Source organism: Microbacterium sp. 18062, assembly GCF_902706225.1.
Classification (GTDB): domain Bacteria; phylum Actinomycetota; class Actinomycetes; order Actinomycetales; family Microbacteriaceae; genus Microbacterium.
This window is the reverse complement of the sequence record NZ_CACSKB010000013.1, coordinates 1-14,235: the sequence shown is the minus strand read 5'-3', so window position 1 is coordinate 14,235 and position 14,235 is coordinate 1. Positions and strand designations below refer to the sequence as shown.

Annotated in this window: 10 protein-coding genes; 9 read left to right on the top strand and 1 reads right to left on the bottom strand. The window is 71.8% G+C overall.

Annotated elements, in window-relative coordinates:
- Positions 1 to 18 precede the first annotated feature (18 nt).
- The 9 genes from GVL03_RS06735 to GVL03_RS06695 all read left to right on the top strand — a co-directional run bounded on the left by GVL03_RS06735 (position 19) and on the right by GVL03_RS06695 (position 12,900).
- Entirely contained in the window at positions 19 to 1,788 is a 1,770-nt protein-coding gene (locus GVL03_RS06735; RefSeq protein ID WP_159500222.1) for a circularly permuted type 2 ATP-grasp protein, read from the top strand.
- Entirely contained in the window at positions 1,782 to 2,714 is a 933-nt protein-coding gene (locus GVL03_RS06730; RefSeq protein WP_159500275.1) for an alpha-E domain-containing protein, read from the top strand. Before GVL03_RS06735 ends, GVL03_RS06730 begins: the two co-directional genes overlap by 7 nt.
- On the top strand, positions 2,711 to 3,556 hold the full coding sequence (locus GVL03_RS06725) for a transglutaminase family protein (protein WP_159500221.1): 846 nt from the start codon (positions 2,711 to 2,713) through the stop codon (positions 3,554 to 3,556). The genes GVL03_RS06730 and GVL03_RS06725 overlap by 4 nt, the downstream gene beginning before the upstream one ends.
- A gap of 49 nt (positions 3,557 to 3,605) precedes the next feature.
- Positions 3,606 to 4,898 (top strand): ROK family transcriptional regulator, encoded by a 1,293-nt coding sequence (locus GVL03_RS06720; RefSeq protein WP_159500220.1) that lies wholly within the window; start codon positions 3,606 to 3,608, stop codon positions 4,896 to 4,898.
- Between the two features lie 73 nt (positions 4,899 to 4,971).
- Entirely contained in the window at positions 4,972 to 6,324 is a 1,353-nt protein-coding gene (locus GVL03_RS06715) for an MFS transporter (RefSeq protein ID WP_159500219.1), read from the top strand.
- A 37-nt stretch (positions 6,325 to 6,361) separates the two neighbouring features.
- The gene (locus tag GVL03_RS06710; protein WP_159500218.1) at positions 6,362 to 7,873 is read left to right on the top strand and encodes a carboxylesterase/lipase family protein; all 1,512 of its coding nucleotides are present in this window, start codon (positions 6,362 to 6,364) and stop codon (positions 7,871 to 7,873) included.
- A 221-nt stretch (positions 7,874 to 8,094) separates the two neighbouring features.
- A complete protein-coding gene (locus tag GVL03_RS06705) occupies positions 8,095 to 9,435 on the top strand; it encodes an MFS transporter (protein WP_200847082.1) in 1,341 nt (446 codons plus the stop codon).
- Positions 9,436 to 9,522: 87 nt separating this feature from the next.
- Positions 9,523 to 11,808, top strand: a complete 2,286-nt coding sequence (locus tag GVL03_RS06700; RefSeq protein ID WP_159500217.1) for a family 78 glycoside hydrolase catalytic domain — start codon at positions 9,523 to 9,525, stop codon at positions 11,806 to 11,808.
- Between the two features lie 84 nt (positions 11,809 to 11,892).
- Positions 11,893 to 12,900, top strand: a complete 1,008-nt coding sequence (locus GVL03_RS06695) for a LacI family DNA-binding transcriptional regulator (protein WP_159500273.1) — start codon at positions 11,893 to 11,895, stop codon at positions 12,898 to 12,900.
- Between the two features lie 145 nt (positions 12,901 to 13,045).
- On the opposite strand, the gene GVL03_RS06690 is transcribed toward GVL03_RS06695, so the two are convergent.
- The gene (locus GVL03_RS06690) at positions 13,046 to 14,179 is read right to left on the bottom strand and encodes a hypothetical protein (protein WP_159500216.1); all 1,134 of its coding nucleotides are present in this window, start codon (positions 14,177 to 14,179) and stop codon (positions 13,046 to 13,048) included.
- Positions 14,180 to 14,235 lie beyond the last annotated feature (56 nt).

The window sequence follows — 14,235 nt, the reverse complement described above, 5'->3', positions numbered from 1 at the left end:
CGGGGCTAGGCTCAGCACATGGGCGACCTCTTCGACGGCTACGGCTCCACGCTGGCGCCCCGCAAGACACCGACCGGACTGCCGGCGTTCGACGAGATGTTCGGCCATCCCGACCACGTCGGCGGCCTCGCCCAGTCCCGCACCGCCTACCGCGAGCTGTACCAGGCGCTGGCCCGGATGACGCAGGAGGAGCTGCGCGGTCGCACCGACTCGCTCGCGAGCTCGTATCTCGCACAGGGCGTCACATTCGACTTCGCGGGGGAGGAGCGCCCCTTCCCGCTCGACGCCGTGCCCCGCATCATCGACTACGCGGAGTGGTCCGAGGTCGAAGCCGGCATCAAGCAGCGGGTTCGGGCGCTCGAGGCCTTCCTCGACGACGCCTACGGCCGGCAGAACTGCGTCCGCGACGGTGTCATCCCGGCCAAGCTCATCGCCTCCAGCCAGTACTACTACCGGCAGGCCTACGGCATCCGCTCGGCCAACGGCGTCCGCATCCAGGTGTCGGGCATCGACCTGATCCGCGACGAGCACGGCAAGATGCGTGTGCTCGAGGACAACGTGCGGGTGCCCTCCGGCGTCAGCTACGTCATCTCGAACCGCCGGGTGATGGCGCAGACGCTGCCCGAGCTCTTCCTCTCGATGCGGGTGCGTCCGGTCGGCGACTACCCGAACAAGCTGCTCGCCGCCCTCCGGGCGTCCGCCCCGCCCGGCATCGACGACCCGAACGTCGTCGTGCTCACCCCCGGCGTCTACAACTCCGCCTACTTCGAGCACACCCTCCTGGCTCGCCTCATGGGCGTCGAGCTCGTCGAGGGGCGGGACCTCCTGTGCATGGGCGGCCGCGTCTTCATGCGCACGACCCGCGGCCCGAAGCGCGTCGACGTCATCTACCGCCGCGTCGACGACGACTTCCTCGACCCGCTGCAGTTCCGCGCCGACTCGATGCTCGGCGCCCCCGGCCTCATGCTCGCCGCCCGCATGGGCAACGTCACCATCGCCAACGCGGTCGGAAACGGCGTCGCCGACGACAAGCTGCTCTACACCTACACGCCGGACCTCATCCGCTACTACCTGTCGGAGGAGCCCCTCCTGCCGATCGTCGACACCTGGCGGCTCGAGGACCCGAACGCCCTCGAGGAGGTCCTCGACCGGCTCGACGAGCTCGTCGTGAAACCCGTCGACGGCTCCGGCGGCAAGGGACTCGTCGTCGGTCCCGACGCCTCGCGGGCCGAGCTCGACACCCTCCGCAAGACCCTCCTCGCCGACCCCCGGGGCTGGATCGCGCAGCCGGTCGTCATGCTCTCCACCATCCCGACCCTCGTCGAGGACGGGATGCGGCCCCGCCACGCCGACCTCCGTCCCTTCGCGGTCAACGACGGCGACGACATCTGGGTGCTGCCGGGCGGGCTCACCCGCGTGGCGCTCCCGGAGGGGCAGCTCGTGGTGAACTCCAGCCAGGGCGGCGGGTCGAAGGACACCTGGGTCGTCGGCGGCTCCGCACCGGGACACGTCGAGTACGGCCAGGGGCACGGGCTCGCGGGCCTCGTCGCGGATCAGGCGTCGACCGTGACGCAGGCGATCCCGATCATCACGGAGCCCGAGTCGCAGGCCGCCGCGTCGGCCGCTCAGCCCGTCCCCGAGGTCAGCCACTCGCCGCAGGACCGTCCGCGCTCGCGCGTCGAGCAGCAAGAGCAACAGCAACAGCAACAGGCTGCGGTGCGGCATCCCGCACCGTCCGCCCGGACCGCCCCGGCGTCCGAGCAGGACGGGGGCTCGACATGCTGCTGAGCCGCATCGCCGAGAGCCTGTTCTGGATCGGCCGCTACATCGAGCGCAGCGACGGCACGGCCCGCATCCTCGACGTGCACCTGCAGCTGCTGCTCGAGGACCCCTGGATCGACGAGGACACCGCCTGCCGGTCGCTCCTGTCGGTCATGGGCTCGTCGCCTCCCGAGGGCATCGACTCCGTCTCCCGCGAGCACGTGCTGGCGCGGCTCGCCGTCGACCGCCTGAACCCGGCCAGCATCCTCTACTCGCTGACCTCTGCCCGCGAGAACGCCCGCCGGGCGCGCGAGATCGTCTCGACCGAGCTGTGGGAGTGCCTGAACACGACCAACGCCCGGATGCCGCGGCGGCTGCAGATCGAGAAGGTGCACGAGTTCTTCCAGTGGGTGCGCGAGCGTTCGGCGCTCGCCGTCGGCATCGTGGACTCCTCGACGAGTCGCGACGAGGCCTGGCAGTTCTTCACGCTGGGGCGGTCCATCGAGCGCGCGGACATGACCGCGCGGCTGCTGGCCACCCGGTCGCTGACCGAGGCGTCGGGGCCGTCGTGGACGACCATCCTCCGCTCCTGCGGCGCGTACGAGGCGTATCTGCGCACCTACCGCGGCATGCCCAGCGCCCGGAACGCGGCCGAGTTCCTCCTGCTGGACCGGCTCTTCCCCCGCTCGATCATCTACTCGATCTCGCGGGCCGAGGAGTGCATCAGCGCCATCGACCCGCGCGAGGACCGCGTCGGGCACTCGAACCAGGTGCTGCGCGCGCTCGGGCGCATCCGCAACGACCTCGAGTACCAGCCGATCGGAGAGATCCTCACCGAGCTGCCCGGGCACATGCGGCGCGTGCAGACCGTCACCCGCGAGGCGTCCGACGCGATCCGCCAGCGCTTCTTCCCGACGCAGGCCGAACCCAGCTGGATCGGAGAGACCTCATGAAGCGCCTGCGGATCGAGCATGAGACCGGGTTCAGCTACGGCGGAGACGTGTCGGCCTCGTACAACGAGGCGCGGATGCTTCCGGGCACGACCGACAGCCAGTTCGTGCTGAGCTCGTCGCTCGACATCGAGCCGTCGACCGCCGTGAACAGCTACGTGGACTACTTCGGCACACGGGTGAGCACGTTCGACGTGCTCTCGCCGCATCGGGCGCTGCGCATCACCGCGCGGTCGCTCGTCGAGGTGCGGCCGCGGCCGATCGAGCACACCGGCATCACCTGGGACCGCCTGCGCGCCGAGGCGGACCGCGGGATCGAGACCGTCGAGCAGCTGACGCAGTCGGCCCGCACGCAGCCGCACCCGGAGGTCGTCGAGATCGCCAGTTCGATCGCGGGTCGCCACGACGACCCGGGACGGGCGGCGCACGACATCTGCGTCGCGATCGGCGAGGCGGTCGAGTACGTGCACGGGGTGACCGGCGTGCACTCGACGGCGGGCGAGGCGTGGGAGGCCCGCAAGGGCGTGTGCCAGGACCTGGCGCACATCGCGCTCGGGGCCCTCCGCGCGGTGGGGATCCCCGCGCGGTACGTCTCCGGCTACCTGCATCCGACGTCGCAGGCCGAGGTGGGCGCTCCGGTGGCGGGGGAGTCGCACGCGTGGGTGGAGTGGTTCGCCGGCGAGTGGACGGGCTTCGACCCGACCAACAACATCGAGATCGGCGACCGGCACGTGCTCGTCGGACGTGCGCGCGACTACAACGACGTGCCGCCGCTGCGCGGCGTGTACGCCGGGCCGTTCAAGTCCAACCTGCACGTGAAGGTCACGATCACCCGGGAGGCGTGAGGCCGGCGCCGACGACGGGGCCGAGCCGGTGCCGTGGCAGGATCGACGCATGACGGGCGCGCGGTCGGAGGGGCTCTCCAGCACGGACGTGCGGGCGCACAACCTCGGCCTCGTGCTCTCGCAGCTCGACCGGGCCGGAGCGGCCGCACGCAGCGAGCTCGCACGCTCGACGGGGCTCGCGAGGGGCGCGATCACGCTGCTGGTGTCGGAGCTGAGAGAGGCGGGTCTCGTGCGGGACGCCCCTGCCGGGACCTCCGACGCCCCCCGTCCGGGCCGCCCCCGAGAACGACTCGAGGTCGACGGCGACGCGATCGCGCTGATCGGCCTGCAGTTCGTCGTCGACGAGGTGCTGATGTCCGCGGTGGACCTCGCCGGGCGTCCGCTGCTGCGCGAGGCGAGGGGGATGCGCACCCCGCACGGCGATCCCGATGCGCTCGTCGAGCAGCTCGCGTCCGTGATCGACGACATCGCCGGGCGCCTGCGCGCGCAGGGGGTGACCCCCGCCCGGCTGGTCGTGGTGGTCCCCGCCCCCGTGACGCGCTCGTCCGAGACGATCCCCGTGGCGATCGATCTGGGCTGGATCGACGTCGACCTCGCCGCGCTCCTGCGCGCGCGGATCGACGAGCCGCCGCTGGGCATCCGGGTCGTCAACGACGCCAACGCCGCAGCGTACGCGGAGTTCGCCGAGCTGCAGGCCGAATGGGCCCCGGGCATGGTCACCGACATGGTCTACCTCAAGTCCGACACGGGCATCGGCGGCGGGGCGATCGTCGAGGGCGAGATGCTCGCGGGACCGGACGGCATCGCGTTCGAACCCGGGCACGTGGTGGTCGTGCCCGACGGGGATCCGTGCGCCTGCGGCAAGAGCGGATGCCTCGTCACGGTCGCCGGCCCCGAGATCGTGCTCACCCGTGCCGGCCTGGCCGCATACCGCGATGCGCACGGCCTGCCGCAGGCGCTCGACGAGCTCGTCCGGCGGTACCGTGCGGGCGAGGCGGGCGCCGTCGCCGCGCTCGACGAGGCGCTGGGGTGGATCCGGCTCGTGCTCGCCAACTGCGTGGCGCTGCTGCAGCCGCAGTTCGTGGTGGTCGGAGGCTACCTCGCGGACCTCGTCGAGGAGCTGCGGGGGATGCCGCGGTCCTGGCTGAGCTCGCTCGGCGGGCTCGCGCCCGGCGCGGGTCCCGAGGGCGATGTCGCCGTCGGGGTGCGCCCAGCCGTGCACGGCCTCTTCTCGGGCGTGGACGGTGCCGTGCTGCACGACCGGCGGGAGCTCCTGCTCGCCCCGGACCGGCTCCGGGCGGTGGGAGCCGGGTGGGGCGGGAACAATAAATTCAACACTTGAAATAACCACGACTCCGGGACTACGGTGAGGCGACGGCCAGGTCGCCGTCGCAGGAGATCTCAAGGAGGAGAAAATGTCGAACGTCCCGGACGACACAGAGCGGGGCGTCCCGCCCGAGGCCGTATCCGGCCCGGCGATGCAGACGCGTCCGGCCCCCGCCGCCGCCGAGGGGATCGATCCCTCGACGCTGACCAGCACGGTGCCGGTCACCGGTGCCGCACGCCAGCGGCTGATCGTGTCGATGCTCGTGGCGAACGTGTTCCTGTTCGCCACCTACGCGGGTGTCATCGCGATCCTCCTCCCGCAGCAGCTCGCCCTGCTCGACGATGCGAACAAGATCACCAACCTCGCGATCGTCACGGGCACCTCGTCGTTCTTCACCCTCTTCGCCCAGCCGGTCGTCGGCGCCTTCTCCGACCGCACCAGGGCCCGGCTCGGACGGCGCTCCCCCTGGCTGATCATCGGCGGCGTCGGCGGCGGCGTGCTCACGATCGTGCTGCAGTTCGCGCCGAACGTGTTCTGGATCACCGCCGTGTGGGTGGCCGCGCAGGTTCTGCTCAACGCTTTCCAGGGTCCCCTCGCGGCTGTCATCGCCGATCGCGTCTCCCGCGACGGCCGGGCCACCGCATCCGCCTTCGCCGGCGCCGGCACCGCCATCGGGGGAACCATCGGGATCGTGGTCGCAGGCCAGCTGCTCGCTCAGCTGGGCGTCGCGTACGCCGTGTTCGGCCTCGGCATCATCGTCGTCTCGGTGCTGTTCGTGCTCGTCAATCGCGACGGGGACTCCCGGCTGCTGCAGGTCGGTCGTTTCAGCTGGGTCGCCTTCGCCAAGAGCTTCTGGGTGAGCCCGCGCAAGCACCCCGACTACGCCTGGGCGTTCGCCGGGCGCTTCGTCATGATCCTCGGCTACCAGGGCGTGCAGGCGTACCAGTTCTACATCCTGACCGACCGCCTGGGGCTCGCCCCGGCGGAGGCCGGGGGGATCGCCGGTGTGCTGGCGCTGGTCTCGATGGTCACCCTCGTGGTCAGCACGCTCGTCTTCGGCCGCATCAGCGACAAGCTCGGCCGGCGCAAGGTGTTCGTCTTCGCCGCGAGCGTCGTCATGGCGGTGGGCATCGCGATCCCGCTGTTCGTGCCGACCGTGCCCGCCATGATCGTCTACTCGCTCATCGTCGGCCTCGGCTACGGCGCCTACATGGCCGTCGACGTGGCCCTCATGATCGACGTGCTCCCCTCGCAGGGCGACGCCGGCAAGGACCTCGGCGTGCTGAACGTCGCCACGAACATCCCGCAGGCGATCACCCCCCTCGTCGCCGCCACGCTGCTCGGGATCTTCGCCGGCGACTACGCGTCGATCTTCGGCTTCGCAGCGCTCATGGTGCTGCTGTCGTCGGTGCTCGTCTTCCCGATCAAGTCCGTGCGCTGAGGCCGCGGACGCCGAACCACCCGATGCGGAGGAACACATGACCACTGTCGAGCCGTCCACGACCGCTGCGACGATCCCCGAGGCCGCGACGACCGCCGGGCGGGTGAGCGGGGCGTGGCGCGGGGAGGCGGCGACGTTCCTCGGCATCCCGTTCGCCGCCTCGCCCACGGGGTCGCGCCGCTTCCTCGCGCCGCAGCGCCCCGAGCGGTGGGACGGCGTGCGTGTCTGCGACCGGTTCGGGGCGACCCCGCAGCGGCGGCCGTTCGGTCCGGTCACGACGATCCCCGAGCCCTCCATCCCGGGCGACGACACGCTGAGCGTCAACGTGTTCACCCCCGCGCCCGGCGACACGGCGGCGGCGCTGCCGGTGCTCGTCTGGGTGCACGGCGGCGGGTACTTCGCCGGCTCGCCGGCCAGCCCCTGGTACGACGGCCGCTCGTTCGCGCGGGACGGCGTCGTCGTGGTGACGCTCTCGTACCGACTGGGCTTCGACGGCTTCGGCTGGATGCGGGACGCCCCGCTCAATCGCGGCATCCTCGATCAGCTCGCTGCGCTGGAGTGGGTGCAGGAGAACATCCGCGCGTTCGGCGGGGATCCCGATCGGGTCACCATCGCGGGCCAGTCGGCCGGTGGCGGCAGCGTCCTGACCCTCATGACCTCGCCGCGCGCGGCAGGTCTCTTCCGCGGTGTCGTCTCGCACTCAGGCGCGGCGGGCCACCTCGCGGCCGACACGGTCGAGCCGATCGGTCGGGGGCTCGCGGCGGCGCTGGGGGTGCCGCCGACGAGGGAGGGCTGGCTCGACGTGCCGGAGGATCGCATCCTCGACCACGAGCGCGACTTCACCCAGGTGCCGGGGGCCCTGGCGCCCGGCGCTCCCGCCGATCGGGTCCTCGCGGTGCTCGCCGACGATCCGATGGCCACGACCGGCCTGGCGTTCGCGCCCGTCGTCGACGGCGACAGCGTCGTCTCGGTGGCGGATGCCGTGGCCGCCGGCGTCGGCGGCGGCCTGAGCCTGATGCTCGGGGCGACACGCAACGAGTTCGCCTTCCCCTCGGCGACGCCCCTGGCCGACATCGTGGGAGCCGTGCGCGCGGCGGGCGTGGACGAGGCGGCGATCGCCCGCTACACGACCGAGGTCGAGCGGGTCGGCGACGCCTTCGCCGACAGCCAGCTGTCGGTCGTGTCGACGTTCCGTGCGCCGGCGGTGCACGTCGCCTCGCGGCGCGTCGCCGGCGGGGCGGGCGAGCGCACCTGGCTGTACGACTTCGCCTACCACTCGCCCGTCGACGGTCTGTCCGCGCACTGCTACGACCTGCCGTTCGCCTGGGACCTGCTGCACGCGGACGGCGTCGAGAGGGTGCTGGGCGAGGCGGCTCCGTCCGCGCTGGCCGACGAGATGCACGGCCGATGGCTCGAGTTCGCTCGGACGGCGCGCGTGCCGTGGGCGCCCGCGTCCGAGAGCGTGCGCGGCGCCATGGTGTTCGACGAGCACTCGGGCTTCGACGCCGAGGCATACGCGTTCGAGGCGGAGCTGCTGGCCGGGCCCTAGACGGCGAGGCGCGCAACCCCGGGCGACGAGGAGCGACGACGGTCGCGGGCGCCTCGTTCCCGGGTTGCGAAGCATGAATCGGTTCAATATGCCTTGGACGGCATCCGACAGGATTGTTGTGAATCGATTCATTTGCTGGTAGCGTGCTCGATCAGCATCGTGATCGTGCCCGCACCGCCGCCCGGCGGAACTCGAGGGCCGACTGTTCAAGGGAGAACTCAATGGCCAGTGCAGCCCCGGCGGGCAGGCAGCCCAACGCGTGGTGGGTGGGCGTCGTCTGCGGAATGGCGTCCTACATCGATGCCGCCACGATCGTCGCGACCGGTATCGCCCTCGTGATCTACCAGTACACGATCGGCATCACCCCGACCGAGATCGGCATCCTGTCGGGAGTTCTCACGCTGGGCATCGCGGTCGGCGCGATCTTCGGCGGACGCCTCAGCGACCGGTACGGGCGCCGGAACGTCTTCCTCACGACGATGGTCATCATCATCGCGGGAATCGCACTGCTGGTGTTCAGCACGACCTTCCCGCTGCTGCTCGTGGGCATCGTCCTCGCCGGCCTCGGGACCGGCGCCGACCTGCCGGTGTCCCTCTCCACGATCGCCGAGGCCGCCAACGACAAGAACCGCGGCGCCATCATCGGCTTCTCGAACATCCTGTGGACCCTCGGCATCCTCGGCACCATCCTGATCGCCACCATCTTCGGCGACGCGGGACACCTGGGCGGTCAGCTGCTGTTCGGCCAGGTCGGCATCATCGCGATCGCGGTCTTCGTCTGCCGGCTCACGATCCCCGAGTCCAACCTGTGGCGCGCCGCGCGCGACGAGCGCGACCGCGGCGTGGAGACCATCCGCGCGGACCGGGCGAAGGTGCGCGATCTCCTGCGCGCGCCATACCTCGCGCCGTTCGTGGCGCTCGTCGTCTTCTACGCGCTGGTCAACGTCGGCGCGAACACCGGCGGCCAGTTCGGCACCTACCTCGCCGTCAACGTCGCGGGCATCTCGGTCGCCACCAACTCGCTCATCGGCCTGCTCTCGTTCCCCATCGGCCTCGCCGGCGGACTGCTCTTCATGAAGATCGTGGGCGGCAAGCACCGCATGACCTTCTTCACGATCGGCGCGGTCCTGCTGCTGTGCTCCTACCTCGTGCCGGCGGTCTTCGGCTTCAGCATCGTGACGATCGTGATCATGAACGTCCTGGGGGCGTCCGGCGGCGCGTTCGCGTTCGAGGGGATCATGAAGGTGTGGACGCAGGAGTCCTTCCCGACGCTGCTGCGCTCCACCTCGCAGGGCACCATCATCGCCGTCGCCCGCGTCGTGGCCGCCCTGCTCGCCTTCGCCACCCCGGCGCTGGTCGCCATCAGCCCCCAGGGGCTGTACGCGGGACTCGGAGTCGTCGTCGGCATCGGCCTGCTGGTGGCGTGGCTCACCTTCCGCAAGGATCGGGGCAACCAGTTCGACGTCGAGGCCTCGATCGACCCGGCGGCGGTCGCCGGCGGCGAGACGGCCGCAGGCGCAGGCGAGGTGGCCGGCGCAGGGACTGCCGCCTCGCAGTCCTGACGCACGACACGACCCCCGCGCACGGCTCGGCGACATCACCGGGCCGTGCGCGGACACGAGGACAACTCTTCGAGAGGAAGCATCACCATGTCGTCCGAGCCCCTGACCGCAGACCGTGAGAGCACCGCCGCGCTGGAGGGGGCGACCTTCATCTCCGCTGCGGCCGCCGCGGGGACCGCGCCCCGGCTGTGGACCCTCTCCGCGCCCGACCGGCCGCGGACGGAGATCGCGCACGCGGTGCTGACCGCGACCGCGCACGGCGTGTACGAGGCACGGATCGACGGGCAGGCGGTCTCGGGCTCCGTGCTGGACCCGGGCTGGACCTCCTACGAGTGGCGGCTCAACGTGCAGCGCCACGATGTGACCGCGATCCTCGCCGCCGGTGACGGCGACGTGCGGATCGAGCTGCTGCTGGGCAACGGCTGGTATCGCGGCGACCTCGGGTTCGAGGGCGCGGACGCGAACTACGGCGACGAGATCGCGGTGTGCGCGGCGCTCGACATCGTGTACGCGGATGGCGCGACCCAGCGCATCGCGACCTCGACCGACTGGTCCGCCGAGGCGTCCGACGTCGTCCGCAACTCGCTCTACAACGGTCAGACGATCGATGCGCGCCTGCGCGATGCGGTCGCCGAGCCCCTGCCGGTGCGCGCCGTGGAGGTGGACCGGGCAACGCTCGTGGCCCAGAGCGGACCGCCGATCGTCCGCCACGAGGTCGTGCGTCCGGTGCGGGTGTGGACGTCGCCGAGCGGGCGCACGCTCGTCGACTTCGGCCAGAACCTCGTCGGATGGATCCGGTTCGCCGTGCAGGGCCCGGCGGGCACCGAGGTCACCATCCGTCACGCGGAGGTGCTCGAGCACGAGGAGCTGGGGACCCGTCCGCTGCGCGCGGCGCAGGCGACCGATGTCTTCGTGCTCTCCGGCGGCGTGGACGCCTTCGAGCCGACCCTCACGTTCCACGGCTTCCGCTACGCAGAGGTGGAGGGGTGGCCGGGCGAGCTCGCCGTCGACAGCCTGGAGGCGGTCGTCGTGCACTCCGAGATGCGGCGCACGGGCCGTTTCGAGTGCTCCGAGCCGCTCGTGAACCAACTCGTGCACAACTCGGTCTGGGGTCAGAAGGGCAACTTCCTGAGCGTGCCGACCGACTGCCCCCAGCGCGACGAGCGGCTGGGCTGGACCGGGGACATCGCGGCGTACGCGGCGTCGGCGTCGTTCCAGTTCGACACCGCGGACTTCCTCGACAACTGGCTGCGCGACCTGTACGAGGAGACGGCGCACGCGCCGAACGGCGCCGTTCCCATGGTCGTGCCCGACCCGCTCAAGTATGCTCACTTCGGCGACGACTTCGCGTTCCCGGACGTCGGCGCCACCGCGATCTGGGGCGACGCCGCCGCGTGGGTGCCGCAGGCGCTGTGGACCGCGTACGGCGATCGCGAGCGGCTCGCCGCCCACTATCCGGCGATGGTCCTCCACCTCGAGTCGGTGGAGCGCGTGCTGTCGCCGACGGGACTGTGGGACGAGGGCTTTCAGTTCGGCGACTGGCTCGACCCGGATGCCTCGCCGCACGACCCCGCGGCGGCCAAGGCCGACCCGCGCGTGGTCGCGACCGCGTGCCTGTACCGCACCGCCTCGTTCGCCGCGGAGACGGCGGAGATCATCGGCGAGGCCGCCGACGCCGAGCGCTGGACGGCGCTCGCCGCGCACACCCGGGCGGCGTTCGCCGAGCACTACGTGCAGGACCGCCGGATCGTCTCGGACTGCGCGACCGTGTACGCGCTCGCCATCCGCTTCGGTCTGCTGGAGGACGACGACCTCGCCTGGGCGGGCGACCGGCTCGCCGAGATCGTCCGTGCCACGGGCTACCGCGTCACCACCGGATTCGCGGGCACGCCCTTCGTCACCTGGGCGCTCTCGGAGACCGGTCACGTCGAGGACGCCTACCGGCTGCTGCTCGAGCGCTCCTGCCCGTCGTGGCTCTACCCCGTGACGATGGGGGCGACCACGATCTGGGAGCGCTGGGACTCCATGCTCCCCGACGGCACGATCAACCCGGGCGAGATGACGAGCTTCAACCACTACGCCCTCGGCGCGGTGGTGGACTGGGTCTACCAGGTCGTGGGCGGTATCCGTCCCGCCGAGCCCGGCTATGCGCGCGTGCGCATCCAGCCGGTTCCCGGGACCGGCATCGACTGGGCCCGGACGTCCTACGAGTCGGCCGACGGCACCGTCGAGGCGTCCTGGCGCGCAGCCGCGGACGGCTTCGAGCTGGAGGTGCGACTTCCCGAGGGCGTCCCGGCCGACGTCGTGCTGCCCGACGGCAGCGTCCGAGAGGTGCGCGGCGGCGAGCACGTGTTCCGGTGCGCGCCGGCATGACGTCGCTGCCGCCCCGCCACGGGCGCTCCGATCGAGAAGCCGCGGCGGGATAGCCTATGCTCGGCCTGTGAAGGGATGCGACCCGTGTCGGTGAGCGTGCGCGACGTCGCCGAGCGTGCGTCCGTCTCGGTCGGGACCGTCTCGAACGTGCTCAACCGCCCCGAGAAGGTGGCGCCGGCCACTGTCGAGCGCGTGATGCGCGCGATCGACGAGCTGGGGTTCGTGCGCAACGACGCGGCGCGGCAGCTGCGCGCGGGGCGCAGCCGCACGATCGGGCTGGTCGTGCTCGACGCGCGCAATCCCTTCTTCGCCGATGTGGCGAGCGGCGCGGAAGGGCGCGCCGCCGGCCGCGGGCTCGCCGTCCTGCTCGCCAACTCCGACGAGACGAGCGCGCGCGAGGACACCTATCTGTCGCTCTTCGAGGAGCAGCGGGCGTTCGGCGTGCTGGTGACCCCCGTGTCCGAAGACCTCCGGCGTCTGCGCCGCCTGCGCGAGCGCGGGATCCCGGTCGTGCTCGTGGACCGGGAGTCCTCGGACGCGACCTTCCCCTCCGTCTCGGTCGACGACGTCGCCGGCGGGCGGCTGGCCGCGCAGCATCTGCTGGACCTCGGCCGGCAGAGGCTCGCGTTCGTGGGCGGGCCCGCCGGCATCCGTCAGGTCGCCGACCGCCTGAGAGGGGCGCAGCAGGCGGTCGCCGCGACGCCGGGGGCGATCCTGGAACCGGTCGTGACCCGGTCGCTCACCGTCCAGGAGGGGCGGGAGGTCGGCCGCCGGCTGCGTGAACGACCGCCCGGCGAGCGGCCCGACGCCGTCTTCGCCGCCAACGACCTGCTCGCGCTGGGGATCCTGCAGAGCCTGGTGATGGTCGGCGACCTCCGCGTGCCCGAGGACATCGCGCTCATCGGCTACGACGACATCGACTTCGCCTCGGCGGCGGTCGTGCCGCTCAGCTCGATCCGTCAGCCCGCCTCGCTCCTCGGCGAGACCGCGGTCGACCTGCTGCTGCGGGAGGTCGCCGAGCCGGAGAGCAGTCACGAGCGCAGCATCCGCTTCCGTCCCGAGCTGGTCGTCCGGGCCTCGACGCTGCGCTGACCCCCTCGACGTCCTGTTCCTGTTCCTGTTCCTGTTCCTGTTCCTGTTCGCCGAGCCCACACTCATCGCGCGAGCCCACATATATTAATGCGCCGGAACGAGTGGGTTCGCGCGGAACATGTGGGTTCGCGGTATCGATGGACGGTCAACGCGGGGGGACGACGCCGAACGCCGCGAGCCGTCGGCCGAGCGTGAGGGCGGTGTCGATGTGCGGCATCCCCCAGCGCGCGAACGGGCGCTTGCTGCGACCGCGGATCCAGTCCTCGCGTTCCTTCTCGCGCACGAAAGCCTCGCGCGTGGTGCGCGTGCCGAGCATGGCCGGATCGAAGTACTTCCCGACACCGTCGAACTCGCCCCACGCGGGCACGTCTTCCAGACCGAAGTCGATCTCGAACCGCTCGCCCCGGGGGCCGCGGAACGGCACCTGCAGCCGCGGCGGCGCGAAGCCGAGATCGGCGAGGTAGAGGCGGCTGACGCTCTCCCCGGGAAGCTGCGCCTGCCCGTCCGCGAACGCGGCGACCCAGCGCGCCTGGCGGATGCCGCGTGCGCCCGGGTTCCGTGCGATCCGCTCCGTCAGCATCGATCGCCAGGACTCGGCCTTCTCGAGGTCGTAGACGCGAGCGGTCGCGTCCCACGCGGCGGCGCGCAGAGCGGCATCGGCGAACGCGATCGCGGTCTCCGGCGGGACCGTGCGGATCACGTCGTAGACCGTGCGCTCGAGCGTCGTGCACGGGATGCCCTGGATGACCGTCCGATCCGCCTCGGGAACGGCCAGCTCATGGCGGCGCATCCCGTTGCCGGTCCAGGCCACGCCGTTCGTGCGCGGTCCGCTCACGTGCACGCCGCCGGGGGAATACCGGAACAGCGGCAGCCCCCGCACGACGCCCGCCGAGCCGTGCGAGAACGTCACGGCGTCGGTGCGCCGGCGGGAGTCGGCCGCGACGACGCGCAGGAGATGCCGGGCCTCCGGATACGCGGCGTCCCAGTCCGCACGACGCACGAAGCGTCCGCGATGCACCGTGACGAGGTCCCCTGTGCGCACGGCGGCACGGATGGCGGAGATGCTCAGGCCGCTGCGCTCGAGCGCAGGCGTCGTGAGAACCAGCGAGCGGGCAGCGTCCACGGCGGTGCCCGCCGGGGTGGGCTCCGTACCGGTCCGCGCGCCGGTGTGCTCTCCGGTCCGCGTGCCGGTGTCCTTGCCGGTCCGCGTGCCGGTGTCCGTCGTGTCCACACTCTCGCGACCGCGCATGCCCCCGCCGAAGCCGTTCCCCGTGTCCATGGCGAGAGCATCCCGCCCTCACGCCCCGCGCGGTCGCCCGCCGCGCGATCCGTGGA